Origin of the sequence: Actinosynnema sp. ALI-1.44, assembly GCF_001984155.1 — a bacterium.
Taxonomy (GTDB): domain Bacteria; phylum Actinomycetota; class Actinomycetes; order Mycobacteriales; family Pseudonocardiaceae; genus Kibdelosporangium.
On record NZ_MTQO01000053.1, the window covers coordinates 671,583 to 686,935 of the forward strand.

Here is a 15,353-nt window from a genome sequence, read left to right on the forward strand (position 1 = left end):
CACCGCAGCGTCGAGATCGACTCGTTACACATCAACGATTTTGCTTCGACGTCAGCGGGTGGTCGCCGGCCATCTGCGGGGAAAGCCTTTGCCCGAACCCGATGTGCGGGGGGATCAGACGATGGGTGAGCAAGCCAGCCCGACTCGCCACGGCGTGCACCGCCGCCTGCCGACGGACCTGGCCCGGTCGCTGCCACCGGCGCTGCTGCCGATCGGCGAGCCCCGGCACGCGCCGATCGCGGCGTGGGAGCCGCGTTACCGCCGGTCGGTCGTGTTCAGCGACGTGATCGCCACTGTGGTCTCGGTTGCTGTGGTCGGGTTGTTGTTCGGTGCCAGGGGATCGGCCAACTGGCAGCACCTCTGGGTCGTGCTCGGCGTGACGACTGTCGCGCTGGTTCTGTGCTCCCTGATGATGAACCGGGCGTGGAGCCCGAACGTGCTCGGCCACGGCGCCGACGAGTTCGGCAGGCTCGGCCGTGGGTTGTTCTCCGCCGCGGTCGTGCTCGCGCTCGGCGGACTGGCGTTCGACTCGACCAACATCCGGCTGTGGGTGTTCGTGGCGATCCCCGCGATCGCGCTGCTTTCGTTCCCCCAGCGCTATCTTTTGCGCAGGTTCCTGCACAAGTCGCGCAAGGAGGGCAAGTGTCTGCTACCGGTGCTGGTGGCGGGCAGCGCTGACACGGCGCGCGACCTGATCACACGGACCAGGCAGACGCCGCACCTGGGCTGGCGCGTCGAAGCGGTCTGCACCTTCGACGGCCGCGGCGACGGAGACGACGAGCTCGAAGGCGTTCCGGTTGTCGGGCGGTTGAAGGATCTCGCCGAGCACGTGCGGCGCGGCGGCTACCGGGTCGTCGCGATCGCGTCGGATCCATATTGGACCCCGCGCAGGCTTCAGGAGCTGGCGTGGAACCTGGAGGGCAGCGAGGCCGAGATGGTCGTCGCGCCGGTGCTGATGGAGGTCGCCGGACCGCGATTACACGTCAGCGCGGTGCTCGGCATGCCCCTGCTGCGCGTGAGCGCACCGGTCTTCAGCGGCGCGCGCCGCGTGGTCAAGGAGATCGTCGACCGCGTCGGTTCGGCGTTGCTGCTGACCTTGTTCTCCCCCCTAATCCTGGCGATCGGCGTGCTGATCATGACCGACAGCCGCGGCGCCGTGTTCTACCGGCAGCGGCGGGTCGGCAAGGACGGCAGGACCTTCACCATGGTCAAGTTCCGCACGATGGTGAAGGGCGCGCACAAGATGCGCGGCAACCTGGCCAACGAGGGGGCGGGCCTGTTGTTCAAGATGCGCAAGGACCCCAGGCTGACCCGGGTCGGTGCGGTGCTGCGCCGGTACTCGCTCGACGAACTGCCGCAGCTGTTCAACGTGTTGTCCGGGTCGATGTCACTGGTCGGGCCGCGGCCGCCGCTGCCGGAGGAGACCAAGCGCTACGGCCCCGACGTGCGCCGCAGGCTGCTGGTCAAGCCGGGGATGACCGGGTTGTGGCAGGTCAGCGGCCGCAGTGATCTGCCGTGGGAGGAGTCGGTCCGGCTGGACCTGCGTTACGTGGAGGACTGGTCGCTCACCCTCGACGCAGTGATCATGTGGAAGACGGTGCGGGCCGTGGTCACCGGACAGGGCGCCTACTGACGGAAATACCTCGTGAGTGGTTACACGTGTTCTAACCCGGATAAACACTCACGAGCGTACCGGCGCATTGTGACCAAATTTTGACCACCCTTTCGGGCATTCTCCCCCGAAAGTCGTAACGTCAACTGCGGGGATGTCGATTTTTCCAGCGACGACAGGGGACAAAGAGGTGTCAGGCTGGAAGGCGGAGCAATGCGTTCGGTATTCGGGCGATCTCGTCGAAGAATCGCCCACGTAATCGGCGTCACGTTGGTGGCCGCCAATATCACTGTTATGGGCCTCGTGCCGAGTTCGCACGCGGCGCAGCCGACGCCACCCGCGCCGTGCGCGCTCCCAGTCAACCCTGTGGCCTGCGAGAACACCCTGGCGTCGAACACGGCCGACAACTGGATGATCACGTCGGTCGACGACTCGATCGCCGGGTTCACCGACAACATCAGCTATGCGCCGGGCGAAACGGTCAAGTTCAAGGTCAAAACCGATGCGCCGAGGTTCTGGTTCGACATTTACCGGCTCGGATACTACGGCGGTGCCGGTGCGCGCAAGCTGGTGGACAACCAGCAGGTGAATTCCATCACGCAGCCGAACTGCTATGAGGACAATCCGGCCGATCCGGCGCAGGACACCGGAATTGTGGACTGCGGAAACTGGGCCACGACGATGCAGTGGACCGTGCCGGCCGGATCGGTTTCCGGTGTTTATTACACGGTGCTCCGGCGCGACTACGGCGACGGAGTGATCGGCGAGAGCGACATCGTCTTCGTCGTCCGCGACGACGCCAGCCACTCGGACATCCTGTTCCAGACCGCGGACGCGACCTGGCAGGCGTACAACACCTACGGCAACCGGCCGACCGTGAACGACCCCCCGAAGGGCAACAGCTTCTACACCGGGACCTCGCTGGGCAACGGCGGCTCGGGCTACAAGGTCAGCTACAACCGGCCGATCATCGGCAGCGAGCCGGAGAACTTCTTCTTCAACGCCGAATACCCGATGTTGCTGTGGCTGGAGAAGAACGGCTACGACGTCAGTTACACCACCAATGTGGACATGTCGCGCCGCGGCCACCTGGCCAAGAACCACAAGGTCTACATGCCGGTCGGCCATGACGAGTACTGGTCGAACGAGCAACGGGCCGCCGTGGAGGACGCGCGCGACGCAGGCGTGAACATGGCGTTCATGACCGGCAACGAGATCTTCTGGAAGACCCGGTGGGAGCCCAGCCAGGCCGGTCCGGCCACGGACTGGCGAACGCTGGTCTGCTACAAGGAAACCAAGCCCAACCAGGTGGACCCGCACCCGACCGAGTGGACCGGGACGTGGCGCGACCCGCGCAACAGCCCGCCCAAGGACGGTGGCAGGCCGGAGAACTCCCTGCTGGGCCAGATCTTCACCGTCAACGGCATGCGCAACGACCAGCTGACCGTCCCACCAGGATTCCGCCAGCTGCGGCTGTGGCGCAATGCCCCGGCGATGGGCACCCAGCCGAACGAGGCGTGGGTCTTCAAGCCGGGAACCCTCGGGTACGAGTGGGACACCGTGGAGGAGAACGGTTTCCAGCCGCCGGGCGTCGGCCAGTTCTCCCGGACGACGGTGGAGATGAACGACGGTCAGTACGTCCTGCAGAACGAGGGTGACGTCTACGCACCCGGAACGAAGACGCACGCGTTGACCCTCTACAAGTACCAGCCCAGCGGCGCGCTGATCTTCGCCGCGGGCACCATCCAGTGGTCCTGGGGCCTGGAGAACAAGCACATCCGCAACAACGAGGACGCGGCGGACCCGAGGATCAGGCAGGCGACCGCGAACCTGTTGGCGGACATGGACAACGTCCAGCCGAGAACACCGAGGGACATCACCCAAGCCGACCCGAGCACGGACACCACGGCGCCCGCCGTCTCGATCGGAGTGACGCTCTCACCGATCGTCGGTTCCGCGTACACGCTGTCCGGCACCGTGAGCGATGTCGGCGGCAGGACAGCGGGCGTCGAGGTCTCGGTCGACGGGACCAGTTGGCACGCGGCGAACTGGCAGGCCGGGCAGACCGCGTGGAACTACGTCTACACACCGGCCAAGTCCGGCCCGGTGACCTTCAGGATCAGGGCGGTCGACGACTCGGCGAACCTCTCCGGCGAGGTCACCCGCGCCGTCACGGTCAACCCGCGGTCGTGCCCGTGCGGCATCTGGCCCGACAACGCGGTGCCGGCCACACCGGACTCCGGTGACTCGACCGCGCTCGAGCTGGGCGTGAAGTTCCAGGCAGGTTCGGACGGGTACGTGCGCGGTGTCCGGTTCTACAAGGGAGTCGGCAACACCGGCTCGCACACCGGTTCGCTGTGGAAGACCGACGGCACACTGCTGGCCACCGGCACCTTCCTCAACGAGACCGCGCTGGGCTGGCAGACGCTGGCGTTCCCGGAGTCCGTCCAGATCACCGCGAACACCACGTACATCGCCAGCTACCACACGAACACCGGGCACTACTCGGCCGACGCGAACTACTTCACGAACTCGTCGACCGGCCTGGAACCGTTGACGGCGTCGAAGAGCACGGCCACCGAGCCGAACGGCGTGTACAAGGTCGGCGCGTCCGGATTCCCGGACCGCAGCTTCGGCAACGCGAACTACTGGGTCGACGTCGTCTTCGGCTACGACCCCGGCCCGGACACGCGGGCGCCGCTGGTGGCGTCCACCAACCCGGTCAGCAACGGCGGCAGCGTCGGGCTGAACGCCACGCCGAAGATCACTTTCGACGAGCCGATCGCCCCGTCGTCGCTGCAGTTCGGCCTGAGCAGCCCGACCGCGAGCATCCCGGGCACGTACGCGCTGGCACCGGACGGCAAGTCGGCGACGTTCACGCCGAGCCAGCCGCTGGCGTCCGGCACCACGTTCACCGCGACGGTCCGTGCGACGGACAACGCGGGCAACTCGATCCCGAGCCCGCCGTACACCTGGTCGTTCACCACGGGTAACCCGCGACCGGCGAACTGCCCGTGCACGATCTGGGACGACTTCGCCACCCCGGTCGAGGCCGCCGCGAACGACTCGTCCCCGGTCGAGCTCGGCACCAAGGTCCGGTTCGACAGCCGCGGAACCGTGCACGGCATCCGGTTCTACAAGGGACCTGGCAACACCGGCTCGCACGTCGGTTCACTGTGGAGCTCGACCGGCACGCGCCTGGCCACGGGCACCTTCACCCACGAGTCGGGCGGCGGCTGGCAGACGCTGTTGTTCGACTCGCCGGTGACTGTCCAATCAGGAGTTACGTACGTCGTGTCGTACTACGCGCCCAACGGCCGCTACTCGGTCACGGGTGGCTACTTCAACGGTGCTGGCGGCGACTACGGCCCGATGCACGCGCTGCCCAGCGGTGTCGACGGCAACAACGGCGTCTACCGCTACGGCGCTGGTGGCGGGTTCCCGGTGAGCTCGTACGGCAACACCAACTACTGGGTCGACGTGATCTGGCAGGCGGGTGCCAACGGCGACAGCACACCGCCGTCGGTCACCAGCACCAACCCGCCGAACGCGGGCACGGGAGTCTCGCTGACGGCACCGGTCACGGTGAGCTTGAACGAGCCGGTCGACTTGTCGACAGCGCAGTTCACGGTGAAGGACTCCGGTGGCGCCAGGCTGAACGGCACGCTGTCGTTGTCCGGTGACCAGAAGGCGGTCTCGTGGACCCCGGCGGCGCGCCTGACCGCGGGAGCGACCTACACCGGCAGCTTCAAGATCGCGGACGTGAACGGCAATATCATGCCGACCGCCGCGACGTGGTCGTTCACCACGACAACGACGCAGACGTGCCCGTGCACCCTGTTCAGCGACGCCACAGTGCCGACGGTCACGGCGGAGAACGACCCGGGCAGCTACGAACTCGGTGTCCGGTTCACCACCTCGGCCGACGGGTTCGTCACCGGAGTCCGGTTCTACAAGGGAGTCGGCAACTCCGGCACGCACACCGGCACGTTGTGGAGCAACACCGGAGTCCAGCTGGCCACCGGGACGTTCACCAACGAGTCCGCGTCGGGCTGGCAGACGCTGGCCTTCAGCACACCGGTGGCTGTCCAAGCGGGACAGACGTACGTGGCCTCGTACACCGCGCCGAACGGCCGGTACGCGGCGGACGGCGGCTACTTCAACCGGACCGCGGTGACCAGCGTCCCGCTGACCGCACCACTGTCCGGGCCGGGCAGCGCCAACGGCGTCTACAAGGTCGGACCGGGCTTCCCCCAGTCGACCTTCCAGGGCGGCAACTACTGGGTGGATGTGGTCTTCACACCATGAGGCCACTGGTAGTCGTCGCATCCGGCGTCACGTGGGACGGGGTCAAGGGCTCGGAGCGCCAGCTCGCCGAGTCCCTGACCCGCCACGCGGACATCGACATCGACATCCTGTGGGTGGACCCGCCGGTGTCCCCCGTGACACCGGCGCGGTTCCGCGGCACAGTGTCCGCAGGGGCGAGCCGCATGTGGCGGCCGTTGCTCAGGTCGCAGGCTCCACGGATCGCCCGGCTGACCCCGGTGGGTCCACCGGGCTGGACCCGGCCGGGCGTGCGGTCGCTGACGTGGCCGCTCGTCCGCGCGCAGATCGCGTGGGCCCTGCGCAAAGCGGGACGCAGGCCGGACGCGTTCATCGCGTGCACCCAGCACGATCTCCTCGGCAGGTGGGGTGACCGTGTGGTGGATGTGTTGTACGGCACGGACGACTGGGTCGCCGGTGCGACGCTGATGAACCAGGACGCGCACTTCGTCCTGCGTGAGGAACGCGAAGCACTGGCCCGTGCGGATCTCGTGCTCGCGGTCGGCCCGGAACTGGCCGAGCGCTGGCACGAACTGGGCGCGCACCCGATCGTCTTCCCCAACGGCTGCGATCCGGAGGCGTACCACCACCTCGGACGGCCGGGCCCGGTACCGGACGAGTTCCCCGCCCGGGTCGCCGGGCTGGTCGGCCAGTTGAGCGACCGGATCGACATCTCGGTGCTGGAGGCGGTGGCCGACACAGGGATCGGCCTGCTGCTCGTCGGTCCGCGCGAACCCGGCTGGGAGCAGGGCCGGGTGGATGGTCTGCTGCAGCGGCCGAACGTGCACCACGTCGGCGCGGTGCCGTTCGAGCAGTTGCCGCAGTGGTTCGCCCGGATCGACGTGGGCATCACGCCGTACGCCGACACGCCGTTCAACCGGGCGTCGTTCCCGTTGAAGACGTTGGAGTACCTCGCGGCCGGGTTGCCCGTCGTGAGCACGGACCTGCCTGCGAGCAAGCGGTTGGCCGACGAGACCGACAGCATCCAGATCGGCGGGAACGCACGTGGATTCGCTGACGCCGTTGTGAAAGCGGCGATCGACCAGGCGTCGCCGGACGTGGTGGCGCAGCGACGGTCCGTGGCGCGACGGCATTCGTGGGCCGCGCGCGCGGAAACGTTCACCCGTCTGGCCGGATTGCTGCGATGAGTGGTAAGAAACTGCTGTCTGCCAACGATGTAGCTGGCGTGGCTCCCGTACTCCTGCTCGGCACGATCGTCCTCGTCCAGGAACTGCCAGACGAGCGATGGGTGACGCCCTGATGCGAATCCTGGTCTACCCGCACGCCATGGAGATCGGCGGCTCGCAGCTCAACGCGATCCAGCTGGCAGGCGCGGTCCGCGACCGCGGCCACGAGGTGATCGTGCTGTCCGAGCCGGGGCCGCTGGTGAAGCGCGTGCACGAGCTCGGTCTCGAACACATCGAGATCCCCCGTGAGCGCCGCAATCCGTCACCGGAGGTCCTCGGCACGCTGGTCCGGACTGTCCGGAAGCGACGGATCCACGTGGTGCACGGCTACGAGTGGCCGCCGGTGGTCGAGGCCTTCTTCGGGCCGGGCCTGCGGTGGCGGACGCCCGTCGTCGGCACGGTCATGTCGATGTCCGTGGTGCCGTTCTTCCCCAGGACGGTCCCGTTGATCGTCGGCACCGAGGCGATCCGCGAGGCAGCGCAGGCAGCGGGCCACCACCGCGTGACCTTGCTGGAGCCCCCGGTCGACACCGACACCGATCACCCGTCGGTCGACGGCGCGGTGTTCCGCGAGGAACACGGAATCCCGCGGGACGAGGTCCTCGTGGCCATGATCTGCCGCCTGGTGCCGGAACTGAAACTCGAAGGCCTGCTCGCGGCGTGTGACGCGGTCGGCGCGTTGGCCGCTGCCGGTCACAAGGTGCAGCTGGTGCTCGTCGGCGACGGCCGTTCCCGCGGCGAGATCGAAGCCCGTGCGGCCAAGGCGAACGCGGTGGCGGGGCGGACGGTCGTCCGGCTGACCGGCGAGGTCTCGGACCCGCGCCCGGCGTACGCGGCCGCGGATGTGATCGTCGGTCAGGGCGGTTCGGCGTTGCGCGGCATGGCGTTCGGCAAGCCACTGGTGGTCGTGGGCGAGGAGGGGTTCAGCGAGCTGCTGACGTCCGACACCGCGTCCTTGTTCCTCAAGCAGGGCTGGTACGGCCTCGGCGGCAACGGCGTGCCGGACCTCCAGCGGCACATCGGCGCGTTGCTGGAATCCCGTGATCTCAGGGGGTCGCTCGGCGAGTTCGCCCGCAGGCTCGTCGTCGACCGGTTCGCGCTGACCCGCGCGGCGAAGGTCCAGGAGGACGAGTACCTGTTCGCCGCGCGGACCCGGCAGGCAACGGGCGCGGTCGCGGGCGAGGCCGTCCGTTCCGGAAGCGGCGTGCTGGCCACGAAAGTCCGGACCAAGTACCAGAGGTGGCGTGGCACGGTCGCGACCGATGACGCCAACGCCCGGCCGATCGTCGTGTCACACGGAAGGGCTTCTCGATGACCACACTGAACTGGCGGGACCGTGCGAAGACGGTGCGTGACAGCGCCGAGGACGCCGTCACCCGCGTCACGCACATGCCGCCGCGGCGCATCCGCGGCGACATCTCGCCGCTCTGGCTCGACTACAAGAAGACCGGTTCCGACCAGGTGGACTTCCTGCGTGAGCTGTGTGGCCTCCGGCACGACCAGCACGTGCTCGACATCGGGTGCGGGGTGGGCAGGCTCGCCCAGCCACTGACCACGGTGCTGAGCAAGCGCGGCCGGTACGACGGCTTCGACGTGATGCCGTACATGATCGACTGGTGCCGTCGCAACATCACGTCCGCGCACCCGAACTTCCGGTTCACGCACGCGGACGTGCGGACGTCCATCGGCCACGACGCCGGAGTGGACGCGGCCGAGTACGTCTTCCCGTACGACGACAACACGTTCGACCTGGCGTACGCGGGGTCGTTGTTCACCCACCTGACTCCGGCGGCCGCGACCAACTACATGAACCAGATCGCCAGGGTGCTCAAGCCGGGCGGTGTGTTCGTGTCCACTTGGAACATGTACAACTCGGACTCCGAGAAGATCCTGCCCGGCCGCAGCCTGCGCCAGGCGTGGCCGCACGACATGGGTGAGCACCGGCTCAAGGACGAGGTGCACCCCGAGTCCAATGTGGCGTTCGACGAGGTGTGGCTGCGACCGCGGTACGCCGAGTCCGGCCTGCGGATCGTCGAGCCGGTCCGGCCGGACGCGACCTACTCGCCGCTGCGGGTGCCGCGCAACATCGCGGCGTCACACCTCTGGTACACCACGACGATCATCGCCACCGCTAGCGACGCCGCGCCTTGAGGACGAAGTCGTACATGCGGTGATCCTGCTTGGCGAGCGCCCGGGTCTCGGCCACGTCGACGATCCACTCGGCCTCGGGGAGCAGGGACGTGGTCGACTCGGCGGTGAAGTAGAGGTCGGGGTCGTCGGGGCGGTTGAGGTCGGCCTTGCCGATCTCACTCTGGTCGTGCCCGACGAGCAGCAGTGTTCCGCCGGGCGCGACCGCGTCGGCCAGCCGTTGCTGCAGCACGCGCATGTCCGACAACGGGTGGACGTGCACGTAGTGGGCGGTGACCAGGTCGTACGTGCCGGGTGCGGGTTGCTTGACCAGGTCGAGGTGCAGCCATTCGATCTCGGAGCTGCGTTTCCGTGCCCGGTCCAGTGCGACGCTGGACACGTCGAGGGCTGTGACCTGCCAGCCCCGGTCGTGCAGCCAGATCGCGTCGGCGCCCTCGCCGCAGCCGACGTCCAGCGCCGTCCCCGGCTTGAGGTCGCTCACCTCGGTGACCAGCTGGGGGTTCGGGTTCCCGCTCCAGCGCTCCTTCTCCAGGTACAGGTTGTCCCAGAACGCCTCGTCCATCACGACGCCGTCGTGCCAGGAACCGCCCCCGTGTCCATGTTCGCTCATGCCCCCACTGTGCGGACAGTCGGGAGCAGCTGGCAATTTTTGTTGCTGAAACAGCAAACAGGGTGGGCCTAGGTCCACCCGACGAGGAGAGTTCAGGCTTACTGACTGGCGGTGGCCGAGCCGGAACACTTCGTCGGCATGCGAATACTCACGGCGTTGACAGCGGGGGTCCTGATCACGCCACTGATGGCCACGGCGGCTGTCGCGTCACCGAAGCCGGAGTGGCGACCGTGCCCGGACAACCTCCCGTTGGAGTGCACGACCGTTGCGGTCCCGGTCGACTACAGCAGGCCGAACGGCCCCGCGATCGATGTCGCGGTGTCCCGCAGGAAGGCGACCGGCCAGCGGCGCGGTGTCCTGCTGCTCAACCCGGGCGGACCGGGCAACGCGGGACTGGACATGCCCGTCGAGGTCGGTGCGTTCAAGCCGCTCGCGGACAGCTACGACCTGATCGGGTTCGACGCACGCGGCACCGGCCGCAGTGCGCCGATGGACTGCGGCCTGACCGACGAGCAGCGCGACCCGATCAAGATCTTCCCGCAACCGGCGCCGAACGGTGACATCTCCGCGTCGGTGGCCTACGCGCGCCAGGTGGCCAAGCAGTGCTTCGAGCACCACGGCCAGGTGATGCCGCACATCACCACCGCCAACACCGCGCGGGACATGGACCGGATCCGGGTCGCACTGGGAGAACGGAAAATCTCCTACTTCGGCGTTTCGTACGGCACGTACCTCGGCGCGGTCTACGCCACGATGTTCCCGCGCCACACGGATCGGGTTGTGCTGGACAGCGTCGTCGGCCCGAAGGGGGTCTGGCGGGGCATGCTCAACTCGTGGGGGCCGGCTACGGAAGAGAGCTTCACGGACTTCGCGGGCTGGGCGGCGCAGCGGGACACCACGTACCACCTCGGCAACACACCGGACGAGGTCCGCTCCACCCACCTGGCGCTGGCCCGGCGTCTGGATGCCCGACCTCTGGGGCACTACAACGGGAACGTCCTGCGTGGCACGACCAGGTACATGCTGTACCAGGAAAGCACCTACCCGGAACTGGCGGCGACGTTGCAGTCGATCGGGAACGGCACCTTCACACCGCCACCACCGCTGAAGTTCAGCTCGTCCTTCGCCTCGACCTTCTGGGGAATCACGTGCAACGAAGCGCGCTGGCCGCGCAGCACCGCCCAGTACCAGTGGGACGTCATGGTGGCCCGGCAGCAGTACCCGGTCACGAACGGCATGCCGTACAACGTCTCGCCGTGTGCGTTCTGGCCGTCACCGGCCCAACCGGCTGTGCCGATCGTCGACCACGGACCGAACGTGCTGTTGGTGCAGAACCTGCGTGACCCGGCGACGCCGGTCGGCGGGGCGCGCGAGATGCGCACGGTGCTGGGCGACCGGTCGCGCTTGATCACCGCTGACAACGCGGGACACGGCGTCCTGCGAGCCACGACGGATTCGTGTGTGCTCCAGCCGGTTATGGGTTTCCTGCTTGGTGGACCCATGCCGGGCAACGACATCGCCTGCGGGAAGTCACTTCAGGACGCCAAGGGTCTTGCGCAGCGGCCAGACGGCGGGCGCGTAGGCCAGTAGCCCCAGAACACCACCCAGCAGCAACTGGAGCAGGGACGGTTCGGTGAACCAGCGCACCACCAGGATCACCGCGACCATGCAGACGGTCCCGAGCACTGGCCGTACCAGGGGGGCGGCCAGCGCCCGGATCGAGATCCCTGTTCTCGCGACGGCCGTCGCGTACGCCGGGAGCACCAGCACGACAGCGACCCCGGCGTGCGCGATGCCGACGCCTTCGATCCCGCCGAACATCGCCCCGACGGGCAGGAACACCAGCAGCGCCACGAGCCAGCCCGCCTGCAACCACAGCGTGGTCCGGGATCGGCCGAGCGCCACCAGGAAGTCGTAGGCCAGCTCCGAGGCGACCCGGACCACCCCGAGCAACGCCAGGAACTGCAATGCCACCGCCGAGCCCGCCCACGGATATCCGTACAAAGTGGTCACAACGGGCAAAGCGAGCAGACCGAGGACCGTGCAGACCGGCAGCGTCGGGATCGCCAGCAACATCGTCATCTTGGCGAACACGGCCTGCCGTTCGCCCGGGTCCTCCTGCACACGAGCGAACGCCGCCAGCGACACCCGCCGGACCACCAACGAGAACACGTTGACCGGCCAGGAAGCCAGGTTGAACGCCTGCAGGTAGAGACCAAGGGCGACCGCGCCGAGCAGCGGCCCGGTGAAGACCTTGTCGACGTTCCACATCGCGACCATCAGCAGGCTCGCCCCGGCCAGCGGCAACCCGAACGACACCAGCTCGCGGGCGAGTTTCCGGTCGAAGCCCAGCCGCGGCCACTTGCGGCTCAACCCGAACAGCACCAACGAGGAAACGGCGTTGCCGGTGATCTGGCCCCACGCCAGGCTCCACGCGCCGTGGCCGGTGGCCGCGAGTGACACCGTCACACCGGTCGTCACCAGCAGGTTCGACAGGTCGACGAACAGCCGCAGGCCCTGCCTGAACTCGCGGTTCATCAGCTGGGCCACCGGCGCGCTCAACCCGTCGATCAAGGCGCCGACGCACAACACCCGCACGACACCAGTGGCTTCCGGGACTTCCATGGCGTCGGCGAACACCGGCGCGCCGAACCAGCACAGCGCGTAGACGAGCACGCTGGTGGCCACCGAGATCGTGGTGACCGTCGGCCTGATCCGCTCGGGATCGCCCGGCCAGCGCACGATCGCCAGGCTCACCCCGAGCTCGTTGAGCGACAGCAGTGCGATCAACGCGACGAACGCGATCGCGTAGACACCGAAATCGTGCGGTGTCAGCAGCCTGGCGAGCACGATGCCCGTCGCGAACGTGCCGAGCTTGCCCACGACGGTGTTGAGCAGGCTCATCCGCAACGCCCTGCGGATCGGGCTCCGGGTGGTCATGCCGTGCGCCGCCTGTCCCACCAGACGGCCACAGTGGACGCCGCGAGAACGATCGTCAGCTCGTCCAGCGGCACCCGGAACCGGATCCTGGTGAAGAACACCGCCAGCAGCAGCACGTTCAGCACGATCGCCCACAGGCACAGCTTGTCGACCCGGTGCAGCGGGAACCTCTTGGACAGCATCACCCGCAGCAGCGCCAGCGCCAGCAGGGGGTAGTAGCTCAACGCCGCCAGCAGGTCGGACGCGCCCTGGCCCTCGGTTTTGAGCGTGTCGCTGTAGGCGAAGTTGTGCGCGACCTTGGCGGCGTACAGGCCCGCTGCCTGCGCCGGGTTCGCCGTGATCCAGTCGACGGCCTGGTCGCTGTAGAACTCGTCGATCCCGACTTCGTCCAGCTTGAGTTCCTTGGCGCGTTGCTCGTACGCCGACACGTCGACGCTCGTGCCGCTGCTACCCGTGGCGTCGGGGTTGTTGCCAAGCAACAGGTTCACACCGTTGTTCGTGGACACCGGGATGAACGAACCCATCACAACGGCGTTTCGGGCGCACCACAGGACAGGGATGACGGCCGCCGCGACGAGGAGGATCGCGATCGCCTTGCGTGCCCGCCAGCCGATGAACAGCGCGAGCAACACCAGCGTCGGCGCGAACGACGGCACGGTGATCGTCAGGAACCCCGCGGCGAGCCCGCTCGGGATCGCCCACACCCACCGGTCCTTGGCCCGCAGGCCGAACTCGAACATCACCAGCAGCAGCAACAACGCCGGGATCTGCGGGTACAGCGCGGTCGCCGTGTACACGAACAGCGGGTACACCGCGGTGACGGCGGCGACGAGTGCCCCGGCGACCGAGGAGATCCGCCGGGCCAGCAGGTAGCCGAACCACACCGCGCCGGCCAGGCACAGCACGCCCAGCAACCGCATCACGAACACGTTGCCGCCGCTGACCAGGTGCAACGGCAGCAAGAGGAACGGGTAGCCGGGCGGCCGGTACGCGGTCGCGTCAGTGCCGAACGCGAAGCCCCGGCCGTCGGCCAGCGACTGGGTCAACTCCAGGTAGACGTGCTCGTCCGAGTACCGCAACTCGTTGCCGAGCACGATCGCGTACACACCCGCCACCAGCAGGCTGAGCCCGACCGCGGCCACAGCGATGTGCCTGCTGCGGGCGCTGAGCCAGTCGAACGCGAGTGTCGACCGGGGCATGGCTAACTCTGTCATCTGACTGCTTCCCACATCGGCGGAAGGGCAGGGTTGTTGTTCTGTGCTTTGACCACGCGCAGCAGCGCACCGCTCGCGCCGACCAGGACGAACGTCAGGCCGGTCGCGGTGGAGAACCACAGCAGGTCGAACGTCGCGGCCCCGAGCGCGACGATCGCCTGCGCGGCGATCAGCGACAGCGCCAGGTCGCGCACGACCGGGTCGGCGCTGATCTCACGGACCTTGGCGGCCGAGTACATCCCGGCGAGGAAGAGGAAAACCAGGAGAATCAGTCCGATGTAGCCGTTCTGCACGAGGGTGCCGAGGTACTGGTTGTCCAGCGGACCGTACTTCTCGGACAGGTAAGTGCCGTTGCCCCGGCCGAGCAGGTAGTGCTTGGCGATCTGCTTGCCCGCGGACTCGTAGTCGTCCGTGCGGCCCTCGATGCTCGGGTCGCTGCCGATGTTGTCGAACAGGCTGTACAACGTGCCGATCAGACCGGGCACGACCACCTTGAGCACGGCGAGGAACCCGGCCGCCGCGATCAGCGCCTGCACCCGCCGTTTGGCCGACCAGCCGATCAGCAGGACGACACCGCCGAGGCACATGCCGAGGATCGCCGAGCGGGACAACGAGACCACGGCACCGGCGGCGATGATGGCCAGACACAGCCACCACTTGCCCGCTTTCAGCCCGGCTTCCTTCGTGCGGTACGCGTAGTGCGCCGCGAGCGGGACGCCGATCGCGCACACCACCCCGAACTCGATCGGGTGGCCGGTGGTGCCCGCCGGTCGGCGGAAAGTCGACCGTTCCAACACGAAACCGTCGTCGGTGACCGGCCGCAGACCGGGCACGGCGAGGTACTTGGTGACGTCGAAGCCCGACGCGAACTGCAGGAACCCGATGAACGCGACCACGCCGATCAGCACGGTCATGCACTTGAGCACCATGTCGAGGCGCGCGAGGTTCTTCACCCCGTCGACCACCGCGATGCCGACGAAGATCGTGCCGAACACGACGACGATGGTCCGGTCCGCGCCCTCCAACTCGTCCATCGGCAGGTAGTTGCGGGTGGCGTAGCCGTACGTCGCCAGCTGCGAGATGGCGTACAGGAACAGCGCGGTCCGCGCGAGGGTGCGGCCCTTGGCCACCCCGAGCGTGGTCACCAGCTGGCAGCAGAACCAGATCACACCCAGCGCGATGCCGGTCAGCGTGGCCGGGGTGATGGACATCGGGATGCCGCTGATCACCAGCCGGGCCGGGACCATCAACAGCATCAACAGGAAGACGCAGACCAGCGTGGCGCCGTCGGCGCGCTGGACGTCCGTGGACGCGGCCAC

Annotated in this window: 10 protein-coding genes; 6 read left to right on the top strand and 4 right to left on the bottom strand. The window is 67.9% G+C overall.

Going from position 1 to position 15,353, the window contains the following annotated elements; genetic code table 11:
• The first annotated feature begins 121 nt into the window (after positions 1–121).
• From ALI144C_RS45235 to ALI144C_RS45255, 5 genes are all read left to right on the top strand, one after another.
• Positions 122–1,633, top strand: a complete 1,512-nt coding sequence (locus tag ALI144C_RS45235) for a sugar transferase (protein ID WP_083754005.1) — start codon at positions 122–124, stop codon at positions 1,631–1,633.
• A gap of 273 nt (positions 1,634–1,906) precedes the next feature.
• Positions 1,907–5,920 carry a DUF4082 domain-containing protein gene (locus ALI144C_RS45240; protein WP_083753944.1) on the top strand — a complete coding sequence of 1,338 codons (4,014 nt, stop codon included), beginning with the start codon at positions 1,907–1,909 and terminating at the stop codon, positions 5,918–5,920.
• The gene (locus tag ALI144C_RS45245) at positions 5,917–7,083 is read left to right on the top strand and encodes a glycosyltransferase (protein ID WP_076993407.1); all 1,167 of its coding nucleotides are present in this window, start codon (positions 5,917–5,919) and stop codon (positions 7,081–7,083) included. Before ALI144C_RS45240 ends, ALI144C_RS45245 begins: the two co-directional genes overlap by 4 nt.
• Before the next feature lie 112 nt (positions 7,084–7,195).
• Positions 7,196–8,437, top strand: a complete 1,242-nt coding sequence (locus ALI144C_RS45250; protein WP_076993759.1) for a glycosyltransferase family 4 protein — start codon at positions 7,196–7,198, stop codon at positions 8,435–8,437.
• Positions 8,434–9,273 carry a class I SAM-dependent methyltransferase gene (locus tag ALI144C_RS45255; protein ID WP_076993408.1) on the top strand — a complete coding sequence of 280 codons (840 nt, stop codon included), beginning with the start codon at positions 8,434–8,436 and terminating at the stop codon, positions 9,271–9,273. Before ALI144C_RS45250 ends, ALI144C_RS45255 begins: the two co-directional genes overlap by 4 nt.
• Here the strand turns inward: ALI144C_RS45255 and ALI144C_RS45260 are convergent.
• Positions 9,254–9,880, bottom strand: coding sequence for a class I SAM-dependent methyltransferase (locus tag ALI144C_RS45260; protein ID WP_076993409.1), 627 nt, complete (start codon positions 9,878–9,880; stop codon positions 9,254–9,256). The two genes, ALI144C_RS45255 and ALI144C_RS45260, sit on opposite strands and share 20 nt — an antisense overlap.
• A 111-nt stretch (positions 9,881–9,991) precedes the next feature.
• On the opposite strand from ALI144C_RS45260, the gene ALI144C_RS45265 reads away from it, so the two are divergent.
• Entirely contained in the window at positions 9,992–11,470 is a 1,479-nt protein-coding gene (locus ALI144C_RS45265; RefSeq protein ID WP_083753945.1) for an alpha/beta hydrolase, read from the top strand.
• Here the strand turns inward: ALI144C_RS45265 and ALI144C_RS45270 are convergent.
• Genes ALI144C_RS45270 through ALI144C_RS45280 form a run of 3 tightly spaced genes read right to left on the bottom strand, consistent with a single transcriptional unit; the run spans position 11,411 to position 15,353 of the window.
• A complete protein-coding gene (locus ALI144C_RS45270) occupies positions 11,411–12,820 on the bottom strand; it encodes a lipopolysaccharide biosynthesis protein (protein WP_076993760.1) in 1,410 nt (469 codons plus the stop codon). The genes ALI144C_RS45265 and ALI144C_RS45270 overlap by 60 nt on opposite strands.
• Positions 12,817–14,034 carry an ArnT family glycosyltransferase gene (locus ALI144C_RS45275; RefSeq protein WP_083753947.1) on the bottom strand — a complete coding sequence of 406 codons (1,218 nt, stop codon included), beginning with the start codon at positions 14,032–14,034 and terminating at the stop codon, positions 12,817–12,819. Before ALI144C_RS45275 ends, ALI144C_RS45270 begins: the two co-directional genes overlap by 4 nt.
• Complete coding sequence (locus ALI144C_RS45280; RefSeq protein WP_076993411.1) at positions 14,031–15,353, bottom strand: O-antigen ligase family protein; 1,323 nt, start codon at positions 15,351–15,353, stop codon at positions 14,031–14,033. Before ALI144C_RS45280 ends, ALI144C_RS45275 begins: the two co-directional genes overlap by 4 nt.

What these genes read in the sequence shown, in the direction of transcription:
- ALI144C_RS45235 (WP_083754005.1), top strand. Translation starts at nt 122, where the DNA reads ATGGGTGAGCAAGCCAGCCCGACTCGCCACGGCGTGCACCGCCGCCTG.
- ALI144C_RS45240 (WP_083753944.1), top strand. Translation starts at nt 1,907, where the DNA reads ATGGGCCTCGTGCCGAGTTCGCACGCGGCGCAGCCGACGCCACCCGCG.
- ALI144C_RS45245 (WP_076993407.1), top strand. Translation starts at nt 5,917, where the DNA reads ATGAGGCCACTGGTAGTCGTCGCATCCGGCGTCACGTGGGACGGGGTC.
- ALI144C_RS45250 (WP_076993759.1), top strand. Translation starts at nt 7,196, where the DNA reads ATGCGAATCCTGGTCTACCCGCACGCCATGGAGATCGGCGGCTCGCAG.
- ALI144C_RS45255 (WP_076993408.1), top strand. Translation starts at nt 8,434, where the DNA reads ATGACCACACTGAACTGGCGGGACCGTGCGAAGACGGTGCGTGACAGC.
- ALI144C_RS45260 (WP_076993409.1), bottom strand. Translation starts at nt 9,880, where the DNA reads ATGAGCGAACATGGACACGGGGGCGGTTCCTGGCACGACGGCGTCGTG.
- ALI144C_RS45270 (WP_076993760.1), bottom strand. Translation starts at nt 12,820, where the DNA reads ATGACCACCCGGAGCCCGATCCGCAGGGCGTTGCGGATGAGCCTGCTC.
- ALI144C_RS45275 (WP_083753947.1), bottom strand. Translation starts at nt 14,034, where the DNA reads ATGACAGAGTTAGCCATGCCCCGGTCGACACTCGCGTTCGACTGGCTC.